At 44.3% G+C, this 17,247-nt stretch carries 14 protein-coding genes; 4 read left to right on the top strand and 10 right to left on the bottom strand.

Annotated elements, in window-relative coordinates; all coding sequences use genetic code 11:
• Positions 1 to 30: 30 nt before the first annotated feature.
• Positions 31 to 1,596 (bottom strand): NAD(P)-binding domain-containing protein, encoded by a 1,566-nt coding sequence (locus JJQ94_RS23800; protein ID WP_099030012.1) that lies wholly within the window; start codon positions 1,594 to 1,596, stop codon positions 31 to 33.
• Positions 1,597 to 1,833: 237 nt separating this feature from the next.
• Between JJQ94_RS23800 and JJQ94_RS23795 the strand changes: the two genes are divergently transcribed.
• Positions 1,834 to 2,352 (top strand): hypothetical protein, encoded by a 519-nt coding sequence (locus JJQ94_RS23795; RefSeq protein WP_099030011.1) that lies wholly within the window; start codon positions 1,834 to 1,836, stop codon positions 2,350 to 2,352.
• A gap of 49 nt (positions 2,353 to 2,401) precedes the next feature.
• Here JJQ94_RS23795 and JJQ94_RS23790 read toward each other — a convergent pair whose 3' ends face one another.
• From JJQ94_RS23790 to JJQ94_RS23765, 6 genes are all read right to left on the bottom strand, one after another.
• Positions 2,402 to 2,575 (bottom strand): hypothetical protein, encoded by a 174-nt coding sequence (locus JJQ94_RS23790; protein WP_017218574.1) that lies wholly within the window; start codon positions 2,573 to 2,575, stop codon positions 2,402 to 2,404.
• Between the two features lie 235 nt (positions 2,576 to 2,810).
• Positions 2,811 to 5,357 (bottom strand): family 20 glycosylhydrolase, encoded by a 2,547-nt coding sequence (locus JJQ94_RS23785; protein WP_099030010.1) that lies wholly within the window; start codon positions 5,355 to 5,357, stop codon positions 2,811 to 2,813.
• Positions 5,347 to 6,222, bottom strand: a complete 876-nt coding sequence (locus JJQ94_RS23780) for an ROK family protein (protein ID WP_099030009.1) — start codon at positions 6,220 to 6,222, stop codon at positions 5,347 to 5,349. The genes JJQ94_RS23785 and JJQ94_RS23780 overlap by 11 nt, the downstream gene beginning before the upstream one ends.
• A gap of 6 nt (positions 6,223 to 6,228) precedes the next feature.
• On the bottom strand, positions 6,229 to 7,494 hold the full coding sequence (locus JJQ94_RS23775) for an MFS transporter (RefSeq protein ID WP_099030008.1): 1,266 nt from the start codon (positions 7,492 to 7,494) through the stop codon (positions 6,229 to 6,231).
• Between the two features lie 106 nt (positions 7,495 to 7,600).
• Positions 7,601 to 9,088 carry a tryptophan halogenase family protein gene (locus JJQ94_RS23770; RefSeq protein ID WP_236596545.1) on the bottom strand — a complete coding sequence of 496 codons (1,488 nt, stop codon included), beginning with the start codon at positions 9,086 to 9,088 and terminating at the stop codon, positions 7,601 to 7,603.
• 58 nt (positions 9,089 to 9,146) lie between these two features.
• Complete coding sequence (locus tag JJQ94_RS23765; RefSeq protein WP_099030006.1) at positions 9,147 to 11,801, bottom strand: TonB-dependent receptor; 2,655 nt, start codon at positions 11,799 to 11,801, stop codon at positions 9,147 to 9,149.
• Between the two features lie 284 nt (positions 11,802 to 12,085).
• Here JJQ94_RS23765 and JJQ94_RS23760 point away from each other — a divergent pair, with 284 nt between their 5' ends.
• The 3 genes from JJQ94_RS23760 (at position 12,086) to thpR (ending at position 14,394) form a co-directional block, all read left to right on the top strand.
• Entirely contained in the window at positions 12,086 to 12,952 is an 867-nt protein-coding gene (locus JJQ94_RS23760; protein WP_099030005.1) for a helix-turn-helix domain-containing protein, read from the top strand.
• 171 nt (positions 12,953 to 13,123) lie between these two features.
• A complete protein-coding gene (locus tag JJQ94_RS23755) occupies positions 13,124 to 13,846 on the top strand; it encodes a helix-turn-helix domain-containing protein (RefSeq protein WP_099030004.1) in 723 nt (240 codons plus the stop codon).
• Positions 13,847 to 13,875: 29 nt separating this feature from the next.
• A complete protein-coding gene (gene thpR, locus JJQ94_RS23750; protein ID WP_099030003.1) occupies positions 13,876 to 14,394 on the top strand; it encodes an RNA 2',3'-cyclic phosphodiesterase in 519 nt (172 codons plus the stop codon).
• Positions 14,395 to 14,411: 17 nt separating this feature from the next.
• On the opposite strand, the gene JJQ94_RS23745 is transcribed toward thpR, so the two are convergent.
• The 3 genes from JJQ94_RS23745 to JJQ94_RS23735 are packed head-to-tail and all read right to left on the bottom strand — an operon-like array spanning position 14,412 to position 17,088.
• On the bottom strand, positions 14,412 to 15,065 hold the full coding sequence (locus JJQ94_RS23745; RefSeq protein ID WP_172439924.1) for a hypothetical protein: 654 nt from the start codon (positions 15,063 to 15,065) through the stop codon (positions 14,412 to 14,414).
• The gene (locus JJQ94_RS23740; RefSeq protein WP_099030002.1) at positions 15,029 to 15,778 is read right to left on the bottom strand and encodes a hypothetical protein; all 750 of its coding nucleotides are present in this window, start codon (positions 15,776 to 15,778) and stop codon (positions 15,029 to 15,031) included. Before JJQ94_RS23740 ends, JJQ94_RS23745 begins: the two co-directional genes overlap by 37 nt.
• A gap of 23 nt (positions 15,779 to 15,801) precedes the next feature.
• On the bottom strand, positions 15,802 to 17,088 hold the full coding sequence (locus JJQ94_RS23735) for a LysM peptidoglycan-binding domain-containing protein (RefSeq protein WP_099030001.1): 1,287 nt from the start codon (positions 17,086 to 17,088) through the stop codon (positions 15,802 to 15,804).
• Between the last annotated feature and the right edge of the window lie 159 nt (positions 17,089 to 17,247).

The raw sequence follows: 17,247 nt of genomic DNA, 5'->3' as shown, positions 1-17,247 counted from the left end.
GCTTGGTTGCCAACCTTTTTCATTTATGAGCTATGCTGACACTTTATTTTGCATTTTCTCACCAGCAAGTTTTGGTAATACTCGCTCAATGAACTGTTGAAGTGGCTTAACGTGCGCTTCTACGTCAGTCCAGTCCGCTTCTAAGTCCTCAATAATATGATGAGTCTCTATTACTTCCCCCTGATAGCAAAGTTCAATAATGGGGTGTAAGAATTTACTTAACTCCGCGTCAGTCGCGTTGTCTTTATGCACTCGAACCTGATTGAACGGGTCGCCTTCAATTGGTGCACCAAAGTCTAATGCTATCTGCAAATGATAGTGATCACCTAGATGAGCATGGAGGTACGGACTTGGCAGGTGCTTATAATATTGTGCCATACCGCTCTTTGATACCGTAACTGCATCCACCATGAAGCCATGCTGTTGCCATAGTGCGCTTGTCTCATTGATACGGTTCAGGATTGCACTGCCGATTGCTTCTGGCGTACCTAAGTGTTGGTCGCATGCAAGTGTAGTATCATGATGCTTTTGTTTTAGCATCTCGACTAAGGCGCGGCTATTGTATCTAAAGCCGTGAATAAAGCCTGAGGTCGACTTACGATATTTGGTGGATTGTGTCAGCGTGCCGGCAAAATAAAGGCCTTTTACATTGATGGATTCAAAGCTGCAATCTAGAGAGGGGAAGCGGCCTTCAATCATGAGATCAGGTTTTGCACTATCGGCAAAAATACTGCTGTCCATGGCAAATCCAGTACAACAAATAATCTCGTCATACTCTATGGTTTCTTGCTCACCATTAGCATGAGCATAACTAAAGTGCACGATAAAGCGGTTGTTTTGTTTCTCAATACGCTTAATGTCGGCGTCTAAGATAGCGTTTTGTGACTTCAGTTGATAAGTATCTAGAATATTGTTGTTTACTGCACGTAGGTCGCCAACATAGTGGGTCTTCCATGCCATATCTAAAGGATTTGGACTACAAACGTGGATTAGGCTGGTGGCGGGGATAAGGTGATCAGCCGTCTCGAAAGCTGAGTTTCCTTTACCGATAACAAGTACGCGTTTGTTTTCATATGGTGCCAAATCAATATTTAAGTCTGAGTATTGTGTAACTAGCTCTATTCCTTCGATCTTCGGAATATAAGGCTTAGGGACACCTGTGCTGACGATGACGCGGGCTGCTGTATATTGTTCATTATGAGTTGTGGTCACAACGAAGTGATCGGCAATCTTTTCGACGGACTTAACACGCTGGTTATAAGCAACATTTAGCTTATTTTGGTCAACATAATGGTTGAGGTATTTGACTAAGTTATCAGCACTTGGGAAAAAGTCGCGGTCAAAACTGGAAAAGTTGAGGCTGTAGTCATCAGTTAAAATGGAGTTCCAATCGTGTCTTAAGTTGAATTCAGGGTTTGTTGAGCCGGTAAATACTTTATTAATTGAAATTAGTTTCCGGTGAATTGGGAATGTTTCAAAAAAACATCCTGCGCGCTGACCTGACTCCAACATGAGGTAGGACAAGCCACTTTGTTTTAGGTGGTAAGCGGTTTGGATTCCTGCTGGGCCTGCGCCAATAATAAGATAATCAAGCATGTTCGTTGTTCCTTGTTGGTGTTGGTGCTGCAACAACTACTCTAGACAGGGTAACGTTCCCCGTTTCCCTATTGCAGTTATGATATTAATTTGTTGTGTAATTGTTGTTTTAAAATGTGTATTAATTGTGTATTTGCAATGTTTTTTTACCAACGGGAGGAGTGACAGGTTTATCTTAAGTACGCAACCTACGCATGAGGATTTATACTGAGTGAGACACAATCAACGGAAATAAAAATGATGAAAAAGTTCGGGCTCGCCATATTGGTGATATTCAGTACGCTATCTTGGGCTAATGAAAAATTAAATGAAGAACTCTCGGTGTTTACACCTTATCTTGGTACTTGGCAATCGGACTTTGACGTGCCTTCAGATAAACCAAAGATGCAGGATGTCAGTCACTGGGAACGGGCTTTAAATGGCACAGCCATTCGTACCTTACATTCAATCAACGATGGCATGTACGGCGGAGAGTCATTAATTTTCTGGGATAAAAGTAAAAACAGTCTAGTGTTTTACTATTTTACGACGGCAGGATTTTACACCCAAGGAACGATGGAAGTCCTGAGCCAGACCGAGTTTGTGGCATACGAAGAGGTTATCAATAACAAAGATGGTATTACAAAGGTGAAATCAACCAGTAAGTTTGAGAGTGGTCAATTTACGGTATCGACGCAATACTTGAAAAACGGCAAGTGGACTAAACCTGAGTCGCGAATTTATACGAAAAGCGACAAAAAAGTTAAATTTAAGTAAGCTTTAAAGTGCCTCCAAGGAGACACTGAACTGTGTTATTTACTCTCGATTAGTAAATATCAGGGCAAGTATGGCGACCACACGTATTGGCAACACAATGCGTTAGCCTGTCTTGGCTGAAACGAAGCGCGCCGCCTGCAACCTGTGGAGTCATTACTGCTGGTACAGTTTGCTTATCTGCTGATAGAGCTTTGATTTTCTTTTTGTTTAACGATAATTTCACTTTAGTATTCCTTCTAAATTATGGGCTCTGGTCGAGCTCAATGTATTGTAGTTATGTCATCTGATTTATTCTTAATTGAACAAAAAAGTAACACGACAACTAAGCTAAAACATATTTGTTACTTTTTCAACATTTTGCTATTAATTACATTTTCTCAACGTTTCTTTTGCGCCTGATAATGGTGATAGAGATGCTAAGAACTAAGTAGGGCTTAGCATCATGTCGCTCTTATTCGTTATTTCTTCTCTAAACTCAAAGTTCGTCCTTTGCGACCGGAGCTTGGGTGCAGCGCTCTAAGCGCCTTTACTTGATTAAGTGAGGCATTGAAGGGCACCCAGTTGCCGTTTTCAAGCTGTGCTTCGATAGCAAAACCCGGAATGGCGGTAAAAGCGTCGAGTTTTGCTCCAGATAGCTGTTTTGCGGCGACGACAGGAATGCGAAACTCAATTCCGGCTTGTGCTAATTTAGGCAGCTCTTGAAGGCCCAAAATAGCCACGAATCGTTGCCAATCAGCCTCACGTTGCGCCTGTAACTTAGCCGTAAAATATCCACTAGATTGGCTGTATATACGACCGGCTTGGTAGGGTAATTCCCACTCTGCATGGTGCCATGCACGCTCTGCAAGGGCCAATAACCGTGGATAAAGCATGTATTCGGCTTGTGCATCACTGCGCAGCATTTCACTCCACAAGTGTCCTTGGAGCCCAGCAAACTTAACCCCTTTGTTTAGTGATGAGTCGCTGTCGTTGGCTATGTAGGCGTGGTTATTGGTATTTTTCCAGATCTCTGCATGCGCAGGGAGGTTGTCTGGCATAAACTCAAACATCTTTTTGCTTTCGATAGCACGGCTTGCCCAGTGATTACCACGCTCTTCTGGGTGAGACTGATATGGAAAGTCAAAGTAGGTTACATCAGGGCTAGACAAGACAACCTGCCAGCCCTGATTGGCGAAGCGATGTGCGACCACGTGCCCGTTTTCGCTTAATGTCGCCCAAGCATTGCTCTGTACGTTTGCTGGCATATTCGCAGCACGTACATCACCTAAACCGTCGCTCCACCCTGCAACTTGTATTCCTTTTTTATCTAGTAACTTTGCGATCCGTTCAATGAAGTAACCGTTAAAGTTGGTAAAATCTTTCACGCTTGCCTGCAATTTTTTACAAGCCGGCGATTCTAGCCAAGCACCTGCGGTTTCATCTGCACCTATATGGTAAGTGTTGAGTGGTACACCAGCACGGTCATGCAGCACTTTTACTTCGCTTAATACTTTGTCGATAAAGGTATAAGTGTTTGCAATACAGACATTTAGCGTGTTGTCGTTGTAATGTTGAATGGAGCTGTAACGCGTCTTATCAGCCGTTTCTACTAATCGATATTGCTGCGCATCCTCAGGTTTGCCTTGTGCCATCAACTTTTTATATCGCGCTTCCATGGCGATGATTGCAGCGCGTGAGTGACCTGGCATATCTAATGAGGGTAACACCTCGATATGATGCGCCTTGGCATAGCGCAGGATTTCAATATAATCCTCTGCAGAGTAAAAGCCATTTACTTGCGCGTTTTTATCATTTCCTGCGCCTAATTGCGGCAATAAGCAGCGAGTTTCAGTTAAATCAAAGCAGCGATAAGCGCCAACAGACGTGAGCTCATCAAGACCGTCTATGGCTAAGCGCCAGCCTTCATCATCCGCTAAATGAAGGTGCAATTTATTTAGCTTATACGCCGCCATCTGCTCAATGGTTTGTAAAATAAAGGCTTTGGAGCGGAAGTTGCGGGCAACATCGACGTGTAAACCACGAAAGTCATACCTTGGTGTATCAATAATATCCACCATGGGAATACTCAAATCATTAATATCCAACAGTCCTGCAAGGCTTTGTAGCGCATAAAATGCTGCGGCGCTGTTATTGGCTTGGATTGAGATATTGTTTTCGGCGACCGTCAGTTGATAATGTGGGCTTGATTGCTTATTTGGCTTTACAGCGACATTAACTACAAGTCCGTTCTTGGTGCTTTTTACTCCGAGGGTATTGAGACGCTGTTGTGCCATGGCGATAGCCTCAGCGGAAACGCCCGAAAGTTGCAGATTAATACCGGCCGCTAAATTGAGTCGTTTATCGGACACCACAGTCAGTTGTTTAGGTTTTGGTATCAGCCCAATCGCAGCATCAAGTGTTGGCTTCACTTGATGTTGATATAAGTATTCGCTACCCATCCACGGCGTGTCATCTTTACTGCTAGTTTGCAGCTGGTTGAGCGAATCAAATGGCGTCAGATAAGGTTGTAGCTCAAGTCCTGTGTCGTTATCGCGCTGGGTTTGCGTGCTTTTGATCACTTGTGGGGTGAGCTTAAGCTGCGCGTCCGTTACAACATAATTTGGCATAAATTCTGAGCGCGTAACCTGAGAGTCCTGAGTATAAAAGCGCACGGTAGTGGGGGCACTTGAAAACCCACTAAACCCTGCCGCAGGCGTGATTTTGTGAATATCACCATTGATATGGGTGATGGCAAAGTTATCGCCCTCAACATGGTAAATCGGCATCAGTTGGCTAAAAAAGATAGCAAAGTCATTATTTGCCTTGGTATTTTCTGTGGCTACGCTAAAGCTCAACTCTGAGTAATAACACTTTTGTTGTGCCTTGGGGCAGGTGCTTGGCTTGCTATCAAGCAAGGTGTACTTTACATCAAGATTTTGGCCTAACCAGTTTACTGCGGTTTGGTCGAGCGCATAAAGGGGTGACGACACCCCAAAAAGTAGGGCCATAAGCCGATTAAACTTCATTGGCTAGTTCCTTGTTATCATGGTTAATTTTATTGTGTTGAAACAATCCGTATGCCCCTAAAAGTGGCGCGTGATTTAAGATGCTTGGAATGACACGAACGGATTGATATAAAGCATTGCCAAGCAACTGCTGCATCTTGGCTTCAAGTGCAGCGTTAAAATAGTCATATGAATGCGTCACGGAGCCGCCAAGTACAATGACATCAGGGTTCAGCACCATGACTATTTGCGCGAGTGCATGACCAACGTGACTGCCAAAAGTCTCAAATTGTTGTAGTGCAAATGGGTCGCCACTGCGTGCTTGTTCGGCCAACCACCTTCCTTCAATTCCTTGTCGCCCAAAGAACTGTCCTGAAGCATAATCTTCAATAATTCCATCAAGATAGCTTAAGTTTCCTAGCTCTCCTGCAGCACTATGGTTACCCGTATATAAATTACCGTTAAACACAAAACCGGCACCAATGCCTGTGCCAAGGCATACGCCAATTAGGTTGTTGGCATGGTGGCCACCATATAAGTATTCACCAAATGCAAAGCAGTTTGCGTCATTATGGACAACAACGGGCAAAGAAAAGTGCTGTTCTAACAATCCCTTCAGAGGCACATTTTGCCAATGAGGAATATTTTGTGTTGTCAGCACGGTGCCGCTGCACACATCCAGTGTGCTTGGTACGCCAATCGCAATACCAGTTGTTTCGGCTGTTAGGTTTTCTTCGATTAAACGGATAACAAAGGCATTAACTTGGTCTAAGTTGGCCTGACTAGGCACCGCATACTGGCGTACCTGCTCGACCTGAGTGTGCGCAACCGAAGCCACAAGCGCTTTGGTGCCACCCAAGTCAATACATAACAAAGAGTGATTCATCGTAATTTAACTATTTTCATTTAGAGGTTGAGACAGCGTCTTTTGACTATTGCCAAAAGTTTTATTTTTAATCAAAGGATTAGCCCATACACCAACACTCAGAATATAGCTAAGTGGTAGTAGCAGTAGCAGGGCAGCAAGTTGTAAGTTGTTACTCAATTCAGCCGCAAAACCTATGATGGGAGACATAAAAGCACCGCCAATGATCCCGGTACATAAAATCCCTGTGATTGCGCCATGGCCGGTTTTGAATGAATTTAATGCCAGAGCAAAGATGACCGACCACATAATGGAGAGGAAGAATCCCACAATTGGAAAAGCAATAAGCGCCACGGTAGCGCTACCGAATAACGCACTTAGGAGCGCGATAGCGGCGCCAAAGCTGAATAAAATCAAAAGCTTTTGTGCATCAATAAGTTTAAGTAGTGCTAGTCCAAGTAAACAGCCTAAGGTTAAGCATAACCAGAATTCGCTCACTACTTTTGCGCCTTCGGTGGCTGGGTCTAGGCCATGATATTGCTGCAAAAAGACGGAAATAAGGTTAGCGACACCTTGTTCTAGCGCAACATAAGCGGCGATGGCGGCAAAAAATTTCAATACGGTTTTATCTTTAAAAAAACCGATACTTTGTGACCAGCTCAGCTGCTGCTTTTTCTGCTCGGGTACCGCGCTAAATGGCGTAAATTGCGAGAGTAATAGCATCACGACGCTTAGGATAGCGAATACCGCATAGATACTTAGCCAGGTTTTATCTGCTGGGATAACACCAGACAGCGCTCCGCCAAATCCCTCTGCGGTGGTGACTTGAGACTGTAGTTTGCTATACACCAAAGGCGCGAGTGTTGCGGCAGCACCAAACATCAACTGCGCAAACACCGAAAGCACGGCAAAGTGTTCCGAACCACCGCTAGCGCGTAATAGTGGATTGATAGCCACTTGCAGTAGTGCCATGGCACAGCCGAGCATAAACAACGCAACCATGGCAATGGCAAACGTTGGCGTTAGCACAAAGGTCGTTGCACCAATTGCAGCAAGGGTAAATGCGAGCTGCATAACGGTTTTTTCTCCAAAACGCTGAACTAGCAGTCCCGCCGGAATAGACATCACACCGTAAGCGATAAAAAAGGCGAACGGGAAAAACCCCGCAAGCGTTAGACCTATGCTGTAACTTTCTATTAATGCTGGAAAAATCGCGCCTAAAATATTGGTGATAAAGGACACCGTAAAAAAGGTTGCCAATACTAAGGCAATCACTAGGTAGCTTTTTTTCATGTTGTATTTCCACCTTCATTAGAGAGCGGGTGATGGCGTGGCGATCTCGCTTGTGGGCAGACAAACAAAAAGATCAAGGGGAATCTCACCATCACCCGCAATTGGGTTATGCACGGAATGCTTGTACTCGCTGTAATTGTTCCAGTGCGGTTGTATGGGCAATAAAATGCTCATCACTAAGCTTCGTAAGATAGGCCTTGGCCGCCTGTTCAATATGCTGTGGTGCTTGATCAAAGGGCATTTGGCAGGTGCTATCGCGATGATCCATACCGCCAAGTAAGCAATACCAACTGGGACGAATATAGGGAGAGTGCATCCTGTGTTGGTTGAGCCAAGCATCAAAATCACCACCGCTACGCCAGTGTGTGAGCAGCTCATCGAGCTCGTTTAAGCTCAGTGCTGCGATTTTCGCATCTTGCCAATACGGTGAATCTGCGCGCTTGCTGGTGGCGTAATGTGCCAGTACATACTCTTTAATACCGAGCACCAGCTCTGACAGTTGTTGATTGATGGCTTGTGCCTCGAGCTGTTGCGAAAGCAGTCCATTCAATAACTCAATGCTATAACCTGTGACCATCAGCGCGGTGGCTTCGAGTGGTTCAATAAAGCTCTGCGCGAGGCCAATAGCAAACACATTGCCTTCAATACTGCGCGCCATCATGCCCACTTTCATAGTGAGATGTTTGGCTTGTCCTTTATCGAGTTGCGCGGCTTCACGCAGTTGAGCCTCAGCCTCTTCGGGGGTGGTATGAGCGCTGCTGTACACGTAACCATGTCCGGTTCTGCCTTGTAGCGGGATCCGCCAGCGCCAGCCGCACGGCATCGCGATAGCAGAAGTGCTTGAAGGTAGCGGGCTTATTTTAGCGCCGGCAATCGCGACAGCTGAATCATTGAGTAACTGATCTGCAAAGGAAATAAAGGGCACTTCGAGCGTTTTCTCTATCAGCAGGGCGTTAAACCCTGAGGCATCGACGTAAAAATCGCTTTTCACCTGCTCACCCGACTCAAGTGTCAGTGCAATAATTTCTTTGGCATGATGCTGTACGCTACTCACCGTACTTTGAATATGCTTTACGCCTCGCGCTAGGCTAAATGCCCTTAACCAATCCGCAAGTTTTTGCGCATCAAAGTGATAGCCGTATTCAAGCGCCCTTGGTAATGGACGCTGTGGCAGAGGTGCTTGTTGCTTGTCGGCCAGCACTGCGGCTAAGAAGTAATGTTCGGGTTTATCTATATATTCGCTACCACGACGTCTGGCATTGGCGTTGACAAAGTAGACTTCCGCTGTTTTTGCATCCATTTCAGAGAAGAAGGGATGGAAATAGCTGCCATTGTCGCCATTCCAGTTATCAAAATAGATCCCGGTTTTATAGCTTGCTTGGCATGCGGGCATCCAATCGCGTTCTTTCACACCAAGGCTTTGCATAAAAAGCTGCAAATGTGGCGTTGAGCCTTCGCCAACGCCAATTCTGCCAATACTCGATGACTCAATCACCGTGACCGATAAATTAGGTTGATGCTTAGCAAGGTAGGCTGCGCACATCCAACCTGCGGTACCGCCACCAAGGATGGTGAGTGACTGTATTGTTTTCATAGGCAAATGAGTTTTCATAGGCAAATGACCCCAGCCGCAAGCGACTGGGGCTCCGAGGTTAGAACTTATAGCTGACGCCAAGGTAATAACGCGTACCAAATTCAATGGTGTTCTGCGTTAAGTTGTAGTTGGTGTCGTAAGATTGAATAACCTCATTGGTCAGGTTTACACCCTCTAAGCTGACATCCAGATTTTCCATTGCATGCCACACCAAAGATGCATCCCATTGTTGGTAGCTATCGTTGCGCACCGCTTGTGCTGCACCGACGCCAATCCATTCACTACGCCAGTTATAAGCGATACGTGCACTGAACTGCTCATTTTCGAAAAATAGCGAGCCATTGAATGAGTTTTCAGATACTCCCGGCACCATTTCTTTTGCATTATCTGGTGTGGTGGTTTCACTATCCACGTAGGTGTAGTTAGTAATAAAGCCGAAGCCATTATCAAAGCTATGTTGAAGCTGCAGTTCTATCCCTGTTACGTCACCGTCTCCGTTACTACGTGGGCGTGTGACTCGGCATTGATCATACTTAGAAGGGTCGGTACCGCATCCGTCTACATATTCAATCGCTTCGGTAGAAAAGACAACGTTGTCAATTTTCTTCACAAAAACGGCTGCTGAGAGCAAGGAAGCTTCGGTAAAGTAATATTCGACGCCAATATCTGCTTGATCTGCTTCATAAGGTTTAAGGTTCGGGTTACCACCGGTGGCAGAACCAAAGTTAGCATCAATCGCTAGACCTGGTTTTAAGTCGTTATAATTAACTCGAGACATAACGCTAGAGGCGGCCGCACGGATGATAATATCGTCGCTGTAGTCATAAGCGAAGTTGATGCTCGGTAGCCAGTTGTCGTAGTCAACCGTTTCATTGAAGACCGTGTTATCAACATAGCCGCTGGACTGCTGTTCTGTATCCACATAGCGTAAGCCGATATTACCGCGGAAGTTTTCACCGCTGAATTCACTTTGCACATAGATAGCGAGCATATCTTCTTCGACATTGTAGGTTTTACCAAGGTCTTGCTGCTCAATTAATTCACCCGCCTCATATTTGCCAGTGATAAAATCCCACCACTTATCTTCATCTAGTTTGGCGTATGAGTTAAGAATATGTCCGCCCGTTTGCGAATGAAGATTGGTAAAAATACCATCACTCCAGTTAGCTAAGCTATTACCATCAGGAACAAAACCAATTACATCTGCTGGGTTTCTTTGTATTGCGATACGTGCAAATTCGTTTTTATTTACCTTCACACCCGCTTTGATGCTCTTGAAGTAATCATGCTCTAGCATCCACTTGATATCGGCTTGTGCATAACTCACTTCATGCTCTTGAACCGTAGTTTGGAAGTTTGATTCCTGAGCAAATTTGAGCTGTGAGGCATCGGTTGGGTCTAGCGAATCAAACCAAATTTGATAAGGGCCTGTGGCATCGTAAGTAAAGCCGCCATCAGTACTACTTTGACCATTAGGGAAGGCTGGATCACCAATTTTTCCACCCTCATCCGTTGCCGGGATCCACCAACTTGAGGAACCAAACTGTGTACCACCATCAGATGTTGAGCGACCAATAACACCGCTAATCTCGAAAGTATCACCGACGTATTTACCACTGAAGTTTAAGGCGTCGACTTCCATGTTTACGGCGTTACGAACAGTGGGGTTGTATATAATGTTCGCGTAAGCTGGCAAAATACGCGCACGCTGTGTACCACCTGCAGCGTTGTTTTGTACATCAACAGCACCTGCACCACGGGCACTTACGGTAAGGAAGTTATGGTTTACATGTGGGTTGTCAAACTCAAAACGAAAGTAGTCTACCGTAAACTCTGTATTATCGCTTGGTGCAAATTGCGCCGTGAGTTGCGCGCTGGTGCGCTCGCGTTCAGCTCTAAATGCTTGTGAGCCGATTGCCCAAGCGCCCACTGTAGATGCTTGCCCCGTATCTTGATTCGCCGCAAAATATTCATAGTAGCCACCAATGGACTCAATAACGTGACGGCCTGAAGTCAGGTTCTCAATAGAGTATGCTGCGAGCACACCAAATTTTTCATCGTCACTTTTCCAGCTACCTAAAAATGAGCCACTTAAATCATTTTCATCATACAAGGTAGAGCGGCCCATTTCTGCTGACACCATGTAAGTGTGTGCATCTAAGTCCAGTGGTTTACGCGTGACAAGATTCACTGTACCACCCAGTGCGCCTTCTTCAAGGTCTGCTTCAGGCGTTTTGTAGACGTTCACTGCCGAAACTTGCTCTGCTGATAACAGCTCCATGTTAAAAGTACGTGTTGATGGACCTAAATCATACCAATCGGTACTGGCAACGGACTGGCCATTCAATAAAATACGCGATTGCTCGGGCGCGGTACCACGGATAGTAACACCACTTACTTCACCATATTGGCGGTCGACCGTGACCCCAGAAATACGCTGTAGCGCATCACCAATGTTTTTGTCGGGAAACTTACCAATATCTTCCGAGGTGATAGCATCAACAATACCATCTGCAAAGCGCTTGGTGTTCATTGAAGCTTCAAGCGAGCGGCGAATGCCTCTTACTTCAATTACTTCGACTTTTTCTGTTGCGCTTTGTTCTTCGGCTAATGCTGATGGTGCTGCGGTGAGTAAAAGGGGTGATAAGGTACTTGCTGTCACGATGGCGGCAAGTTTATTCAATTTAAATTGCTTCAACTTAGTTGTTTTCATTGTTCTGCCCATTGTTCCTATTTGTTGTTGGCAGAAGCTAGGGTATCGCCTTGAGTGTTTTTTAAGCGGTATATTTCTATCTACTAATGATACTTTTCACGCTTAAATGAGAGTAATTTGACAAAAATACTTCACTGCACTCTAGGCAATCGCTATATTTCGATAGATTAGTATTGTTGAGTGATTGAATTTGCATGATATGCAACTAGGTGTAACGAATAGTTGTTTTAAAGTTTATAACATGCCGATTTTAAATAAGTTTATTAATGTAAAAGGAAATTGCTATGCGAGCGATGTACGAGAAAGTACTGCCATCTCCCGGGTGTTCATGGCGTTATTGCCTGTATCAATTGCCCGAAATTCCCTTTAATTGGCACTATCATCCGGAATATGAGATCTGTTTAACGCTCAACAGTATCGGTGTATGTCACGTGGGTGATCATATTGCCCCTTACGAAGACTTGGATTTGGTTATCCTAGGCCCTGACTTACCACATACTTGGCAGTCAAAACCGAATCCGGATCACTCCGCTCACGTTGTCCATGTTGCACAAATACCCGCACACTGGTTGGAATCTTTAGTAGCTCAGCATCCTGAATTACATGGCTTATCTGAATTGTTAAATGCAGCGCGCCGTGGCGTCAAATTTCCTGTGGAAGTCGCAAGGCAAGCGAAAAAATGGTTTGAGCAAATCGCGGATGCCGAGCCGTTAATGCGCTTTGTGCTTTTGCTTGAAATGTTAACGCGGATGACGACATCGAACTATCAACATTTAGCCAGTAGCGGCTTTCGCTTTGATGCCCGCCATGACCCCGCGAAAGACAAGTTCGACCGGGTTATTGCCTATATCTATGACAATTACACCGACAAATTAAGCGCCGATGAGCTTGCACAGCAAGTGCACATGAGCACCAATCACTTTCACCGCTTCTTTAAAAAGCGCACGGAGCGTACTGTGACGGAATTTATCAATCAGCTGCGTATTGCCAAGGCCTGTAAACTGTTAATTAGCTCCGCCTCTCCCATTAGTGTGATATCGGATCAATGTGGTTTTAATAATATTTCTAATTTTAATCGTCGTTTTCAAGCGTTGAAGGCATGTACGCCCAGTGAGTTTCGTGCACGGCTGCACCAAAAGGCATTGTATTGATCTGGACGTGAGCCTGTTTATTATACGTTTTAATCAAAACTTCAATTCAAACCGTGAATATTTCGTAATGCTATGATATTCATGCTTATTCCTAAATATTCAACTTGGTATTTATCAAGGAATTGCCAAGAATGTGCCGGGTCGCAACAACAATAAACGAGGATGACCGTGATGACACTAGGACACTTTATTAAACAGATCCGCACACAGAAAGGCTTAAGCCAACCCCAGTTAGCTGAGCAAATGTGTGTTGAGCAAAGCTATTTATCTAAACTAGAAAACGACAAATCCGTGCCTTCTAACGAGGTATTTAGAAAGTTACTAACCGCGCTGAATTTATCCTTAGATGAATGTATGCAAACCCTTTCAACACAAGGGAAACGTGAAGAATTAAGCCAAATTCCAGACATCGAATATTGGTATAAGCAATATCAACAATCAAAGCAAAAGCAATATAAGCAACTTGCGATATTAGCTATTTTGTTAGTGTCTCTCGGTGTGGGGTTATTTTGGAGTGGCTACAAACAGATATTTTTTAGTGAAAAACTGTTTGAATATGAATCTCAGGGTGTATTGCAAGCCGGTGAACCCGTCGAGCTATATAGAAAATGGCACGCATACCTTGTTCCTCATAGTAAGAATAGTGACCGTGAATTTTTTGAACAAGTAGAACTTGCCATGGCGAAACGTTTAGATAAAGAAACGGTATTTTTCTCAGATTATAGGGGAAGCGCTTATACCGAATCGGTAACCAATGGTAGAAGGCATTATCGTTTTCAAGGCCCTAAATTTAGTGAGCGAGCAGAAAATGCATGGCTGCAATTTGTTGGCTTATTGTGTCTCTCTGCTGGGGTTATGCTAACGTTAGTAGGTAAGCGGCTAGTTAAACCTTAGTTTATTAAATTCTAGATTAAAGGTGTAAGATGCAAAAGCGATTATTTTTTGGTATTGGAATGGATGACGACGCTCGAGCGCATATCGGCCAGTGGCTGGTGGATAGTGTGAGTGCGAGTAAAGCCAATACTCAGCCGAGTAATTGGCATCTTACACTGGCGTTCCTTGCTATGGTGGAAGAATCAAAAGTAGCCGAGCTTTGTGATTTTGCTAGTAGTTTATCGGTGCCTAAATTTACACTCACCTTTAGTGACTATGGCTACTGGCAGCACAATGGCATTTTTTACTTAAAGCCCGAACAAAAACCACAAGCTTTGCTTGATTTAGCCAATCCACTGCGTGCTTTTGGAGAAAAATGCGACCTCTATTGCAACTCGCATCCTTTCTCACCACATATCACGCTATTTAGAAATTGTAAGCCTGAGCCGAGCGTAGCAAGGCCCATTGCGCCTTTCTCACTGACAGTAAAGAAATTTCATCTCTATCACTCTCATCGCAATGAGCGTGGCTTGATTTACGACCCTATCGAGTCTTTTTTTCTGAGCTGAACTTTAATAGTTGAATTTTAGGACAGCCAACGCTTTAGCTTTTTAACCAAAGTTTCAAACCAAGTCAGTTGATAACGCTGGTATTTATCGCACTTGAGGAATAGCTTTTTGGTGGCCTCGTTTCGTGCTGGGCTAATATGTAGGCGACTGCACTCTTTACTTGCGCTGTGCCAATCTTGTGCGCTGATGGCTTTAATCAAATTAGGAAAGGCCAAAAATAACTTACTGGTACCAAGGTTGTAAGCCATATCCAATAGCGCAATCTTAGCGGGCGTCGGTAATAGCTGATAAGGAATGCTGCCAGTTTCTTGCTTGGCAAGAAAATGAATGAGGTACTGCTCAAATTCTTTGATTTGCTCTATAAGACATTTTTTAGACGCTTTTGGTGGCAAGGTAAGCTCAGTATATTGCGCATACCAAGATGCCTTGTAACCGCTGGGCTTACCCTTAATATTACGGTATTCATCGCGCTTTTGTTGCAAGGTGGCAGAACGTTTAGAGCGCCTATCCCGCATTGGTAACTGGCAAAATTGCTCAACACTTTGCATATGAAAACCAACACCAATCGTCGGATTGGCATTTACATCTAGGTACAAGTGCAGTACCTCGCCCTCAAATTGCAATAGATGCTGTGTTACTCGTTGATAGAATTTGTCGGTGTCGTTGAACAACTAGGTACCTCAGTGATCACTGCTTTTTCATTCGTGGTATAGCACTGTTTTAGTATAGAACAGTAGCAGGCCTCTGCCTTAAAAACCGATTTGTGGGCATCGATTTTATCCCATAATCCACGATTAAAATTGCTTTTTGGCATGGTAAAGATATTAAAAGCATCACCATCTGCCAACAAAACCTTTTGTGGCGCGCTTGATACGTACCAACCAAACTTTTTTAGATAATTGATATTCGATTCTTCTTCCTGCGCATCGTCTAGGGCTGCTTGATAGGCGTTAAGGTTGCAACAAGCGTCCATGAGTTCGGTAACATCAAAATACGCTTCGCCATCCAATTCATATTTGATGTAATGAATGATTGCAGGGCCGGTCCCCGAATTGCGAATATCGACTCTAATCGTTGCTTGAGTCGACTCTAAATCAAAGTTGCTATAGCTGAATTGTAGCCATGGCCAAGTTTCAGTTTTTAGCTGCTTTTCGGCTGCGGAAACTTGCTCCTGAGCAGCCTTTGCCTGCAGATAAGTGGCGTAAAACGATGCCGCTGAAATAAACATCGCACACAAAGCCAAAATGGTGTTCATTTTGGAGCGAGAGAGTTTAAAGGAGCCCCTTGAGTGTCTTGAGTTGTGTGGCTGTGGCCGAGCAGGCTTTGCTGCCTGCGTTTCGGCTACATTTTCAGAGGGTAAGTTATTATTGTTATGTTCTGACATATTTATCCAACTGACACTACGCCCTAAGGCGACAGAAATACGAGTAACGTATCGCCAATTTTCAGTCTATCTGTCGATAGCTGGTTCCATTGCTTTAGCTTAGCGACACTGACATTAAATTGCTTAGCTATGCGCCATAAACTATCGCCGTGTTTTATCTTATAGTCCAGTTGTTTGTCAGCCAAAATGGGCAAAATTAGCTTTATTCCTGCACGAATTCGGTCACTCTTTAATTGATTAAAGGCTTTTAACTCGGCGACGGTTAGCGAATAGCGTTTTGCAATGGTGCTAAGAGAGTCTCCACGTCGGATAGTATAATGTTGCCATGTATCTGCAGGCATTTTTGGTAAGTGTGTGAGCATGGTTTGCCACTCTGACACGCGCGCTGTGGGAATGACAATATGCTCAGGGCCGCCGAGTAATGCAGGAAAACGTGCATAGCCTGGATTTAATACCTCGACTTCTTTCCAGCCTTTGAGATCTGATAAAATGGCTTGTTGTTCGAGTTTAATAACGCTGATTAGCGAGCGATTAGGGATCTTAGGAAACTTCATCAAGTCATGCTTTAACAACTGTGATGCCGCAAGTAGCTTTGGTACGTAGTGGCTGGTTTGACGTGGTAGCTTCAAATGGAAAAAGTCAGTTGGTTTACCTGCTTTTTTATTTCGTTCAATGGCCGCAAGCACTCTACCTTCACCTGTGTTATAGGCGGCAATAGCATGATACCAATCGCCATCAAAACGTTTGTGGAGATATTGCAAAAAGTCCAATGCGACACGGGTCGAGTCTACGATATCTTGGCGGCCGTCATACCAAGCGTTGATCTTGGCACCATAATGTTTTGCAATCAGCGGTGTGAGTTGCCACAAACCCGAAGCATGCTTGTGAGAGTAGGCTTGGGTATTAAAGTCGCTTTCAATTAGCGGCATCAATGCAAGTTCTATTGGCATATCGCGCTTCTCGACTTCTTCTACTAAGTAATAAAGTAGCGGCGCTGCCCGTTCACTGATGGTATCCATATAATTGGGATGCCTGAGGTACCAATCAATCCGTTGTTTTACACGCTTATCGTCGGAATCAGCAAAGCTAAGTTGATCTTTAATACGGAGCCATAAATCATCAGTTGCGAGCGGGTCGTATGGCGTTTTAACCACCGTTTTAGCTTCGTCTTTAACAGTGTTTTTTGGCTTGTTATGAGTAGATTGCACAGCGTTATCTGGCGTTGGTTCATCCTGTTGAGGTTGCTGTATTTGGCTACAGCCATTTAGAAGCAGGATTGCTGTAAGTAATGGAGTGATGAGGTTTTTCATAGAGCCTTTTTTATTATCCTTTTATTATGCAGTCCATCTAGGGCATCTGAACCGCATAAGATTGTATATAAATTCGGTGCAAATGCAAAAATAGACACCTTACCTGTTGCGGCTGTGTAGTGTAGGGCGATGAAATGGATACAAAATGAACTTTAGCGT

The sequence above is a fragment of the Pseudoalteromonas sp. GCY genome, from assembly GCF_016695175.1.
Taxonomy (GTDB): domain Bacteria; phylum Pseudomonadota; class Gammaproteobacteria; order Enterobacterales; family Alteromonadaceae; genus Pseudoalteromonas.
The sequence above is the reverse complement of the archived record's forward strand: the minus strand, read 5'-3'. Positions and strand labels throughout refer to the sequence as shown.

Coding starts and splice junctions, on each gene's coding strand:
- JJQ94_RS23735 (WP_099030001.1), bottom strand. CDS start 17,088: ATGAAAAACCTCATCACTCCATTACTTACAGCAATCCTGCTTCTAAAT.
- JJQ94_RS23770 (WP_236596545.1), bottom strand. CDS start 9,088: ATGAAAACAATACAGTCACTCACCATCCTTGGTGGCGGTACCGCAGGT.
- JJQ94_RS23755 (WP_099030004.1), top strand. CDS start 13,124: ATGACACTAGGACACTTTATTAAACAGATCCGCACACAGAAAGGCTTA.
- JJQ94_RS23800 (WP_099030012.1), bottom strand. CDS start 1,596: ATGCTTGATTATCTTATTATTGGCGCAGGCCCAGCAGGAATCCAAACC.
- JJQ94_RS23760 (WP_099030005.1), top strand. CDS start 12,086: ATGCGAGCGATGTACGAGAAAGTACTGCCATCTCCCGGGTGTTCATGG.
- JJQ94_RS23775 (WP_099030008.1), bottom strand. CDS start 7,494: ATGAAAAAAAGCTACCTAGTGATTGCCTTAGTATTGGCAACCTTTTTT.
- JJQ94_RS23780 (WP_099030009.1), bottom strand. CDS start 6,222: ATGAATCACTCTTTGTTATGTATTGACTTGGGTGGCACCAAAGCGCTT.
- JJQ94_RS23795 (WP_099030011.1), top strand. CDS start 1,834: ATGATGAAAAAGTTCGGGCTCGCCATATTGGTGATATTCAGTACGCTA.
- JJQ94_RS23785 (WP_099030010.1), bottom strand. CDS start 5,357: ATGAAGTTTAATCGGCTTATGGCCCTACTTTTTGGGGTGTCGTCACCC.
- thpR (WP_099030003.1), top strand. CDS start 13,876: ATGCAAAAGCGATTATTTTTTGGTATTGGAATGGATGACGACGCTCGA.
- JJQ94_RS23740 (WP_099030002.1), bottom strand. CDS start 15,778: ATGTCAGAACATAACAATAATAACTTACCCTCTGAAAATGTAGCCGAA.
- JJQ94_RS23765 (WP_099030006.1), bottom strand. CDS start 11,801: ATGAAAACAACTAAGTTGAAGCAATTTAAATTGAATAAACTTGCCGCC.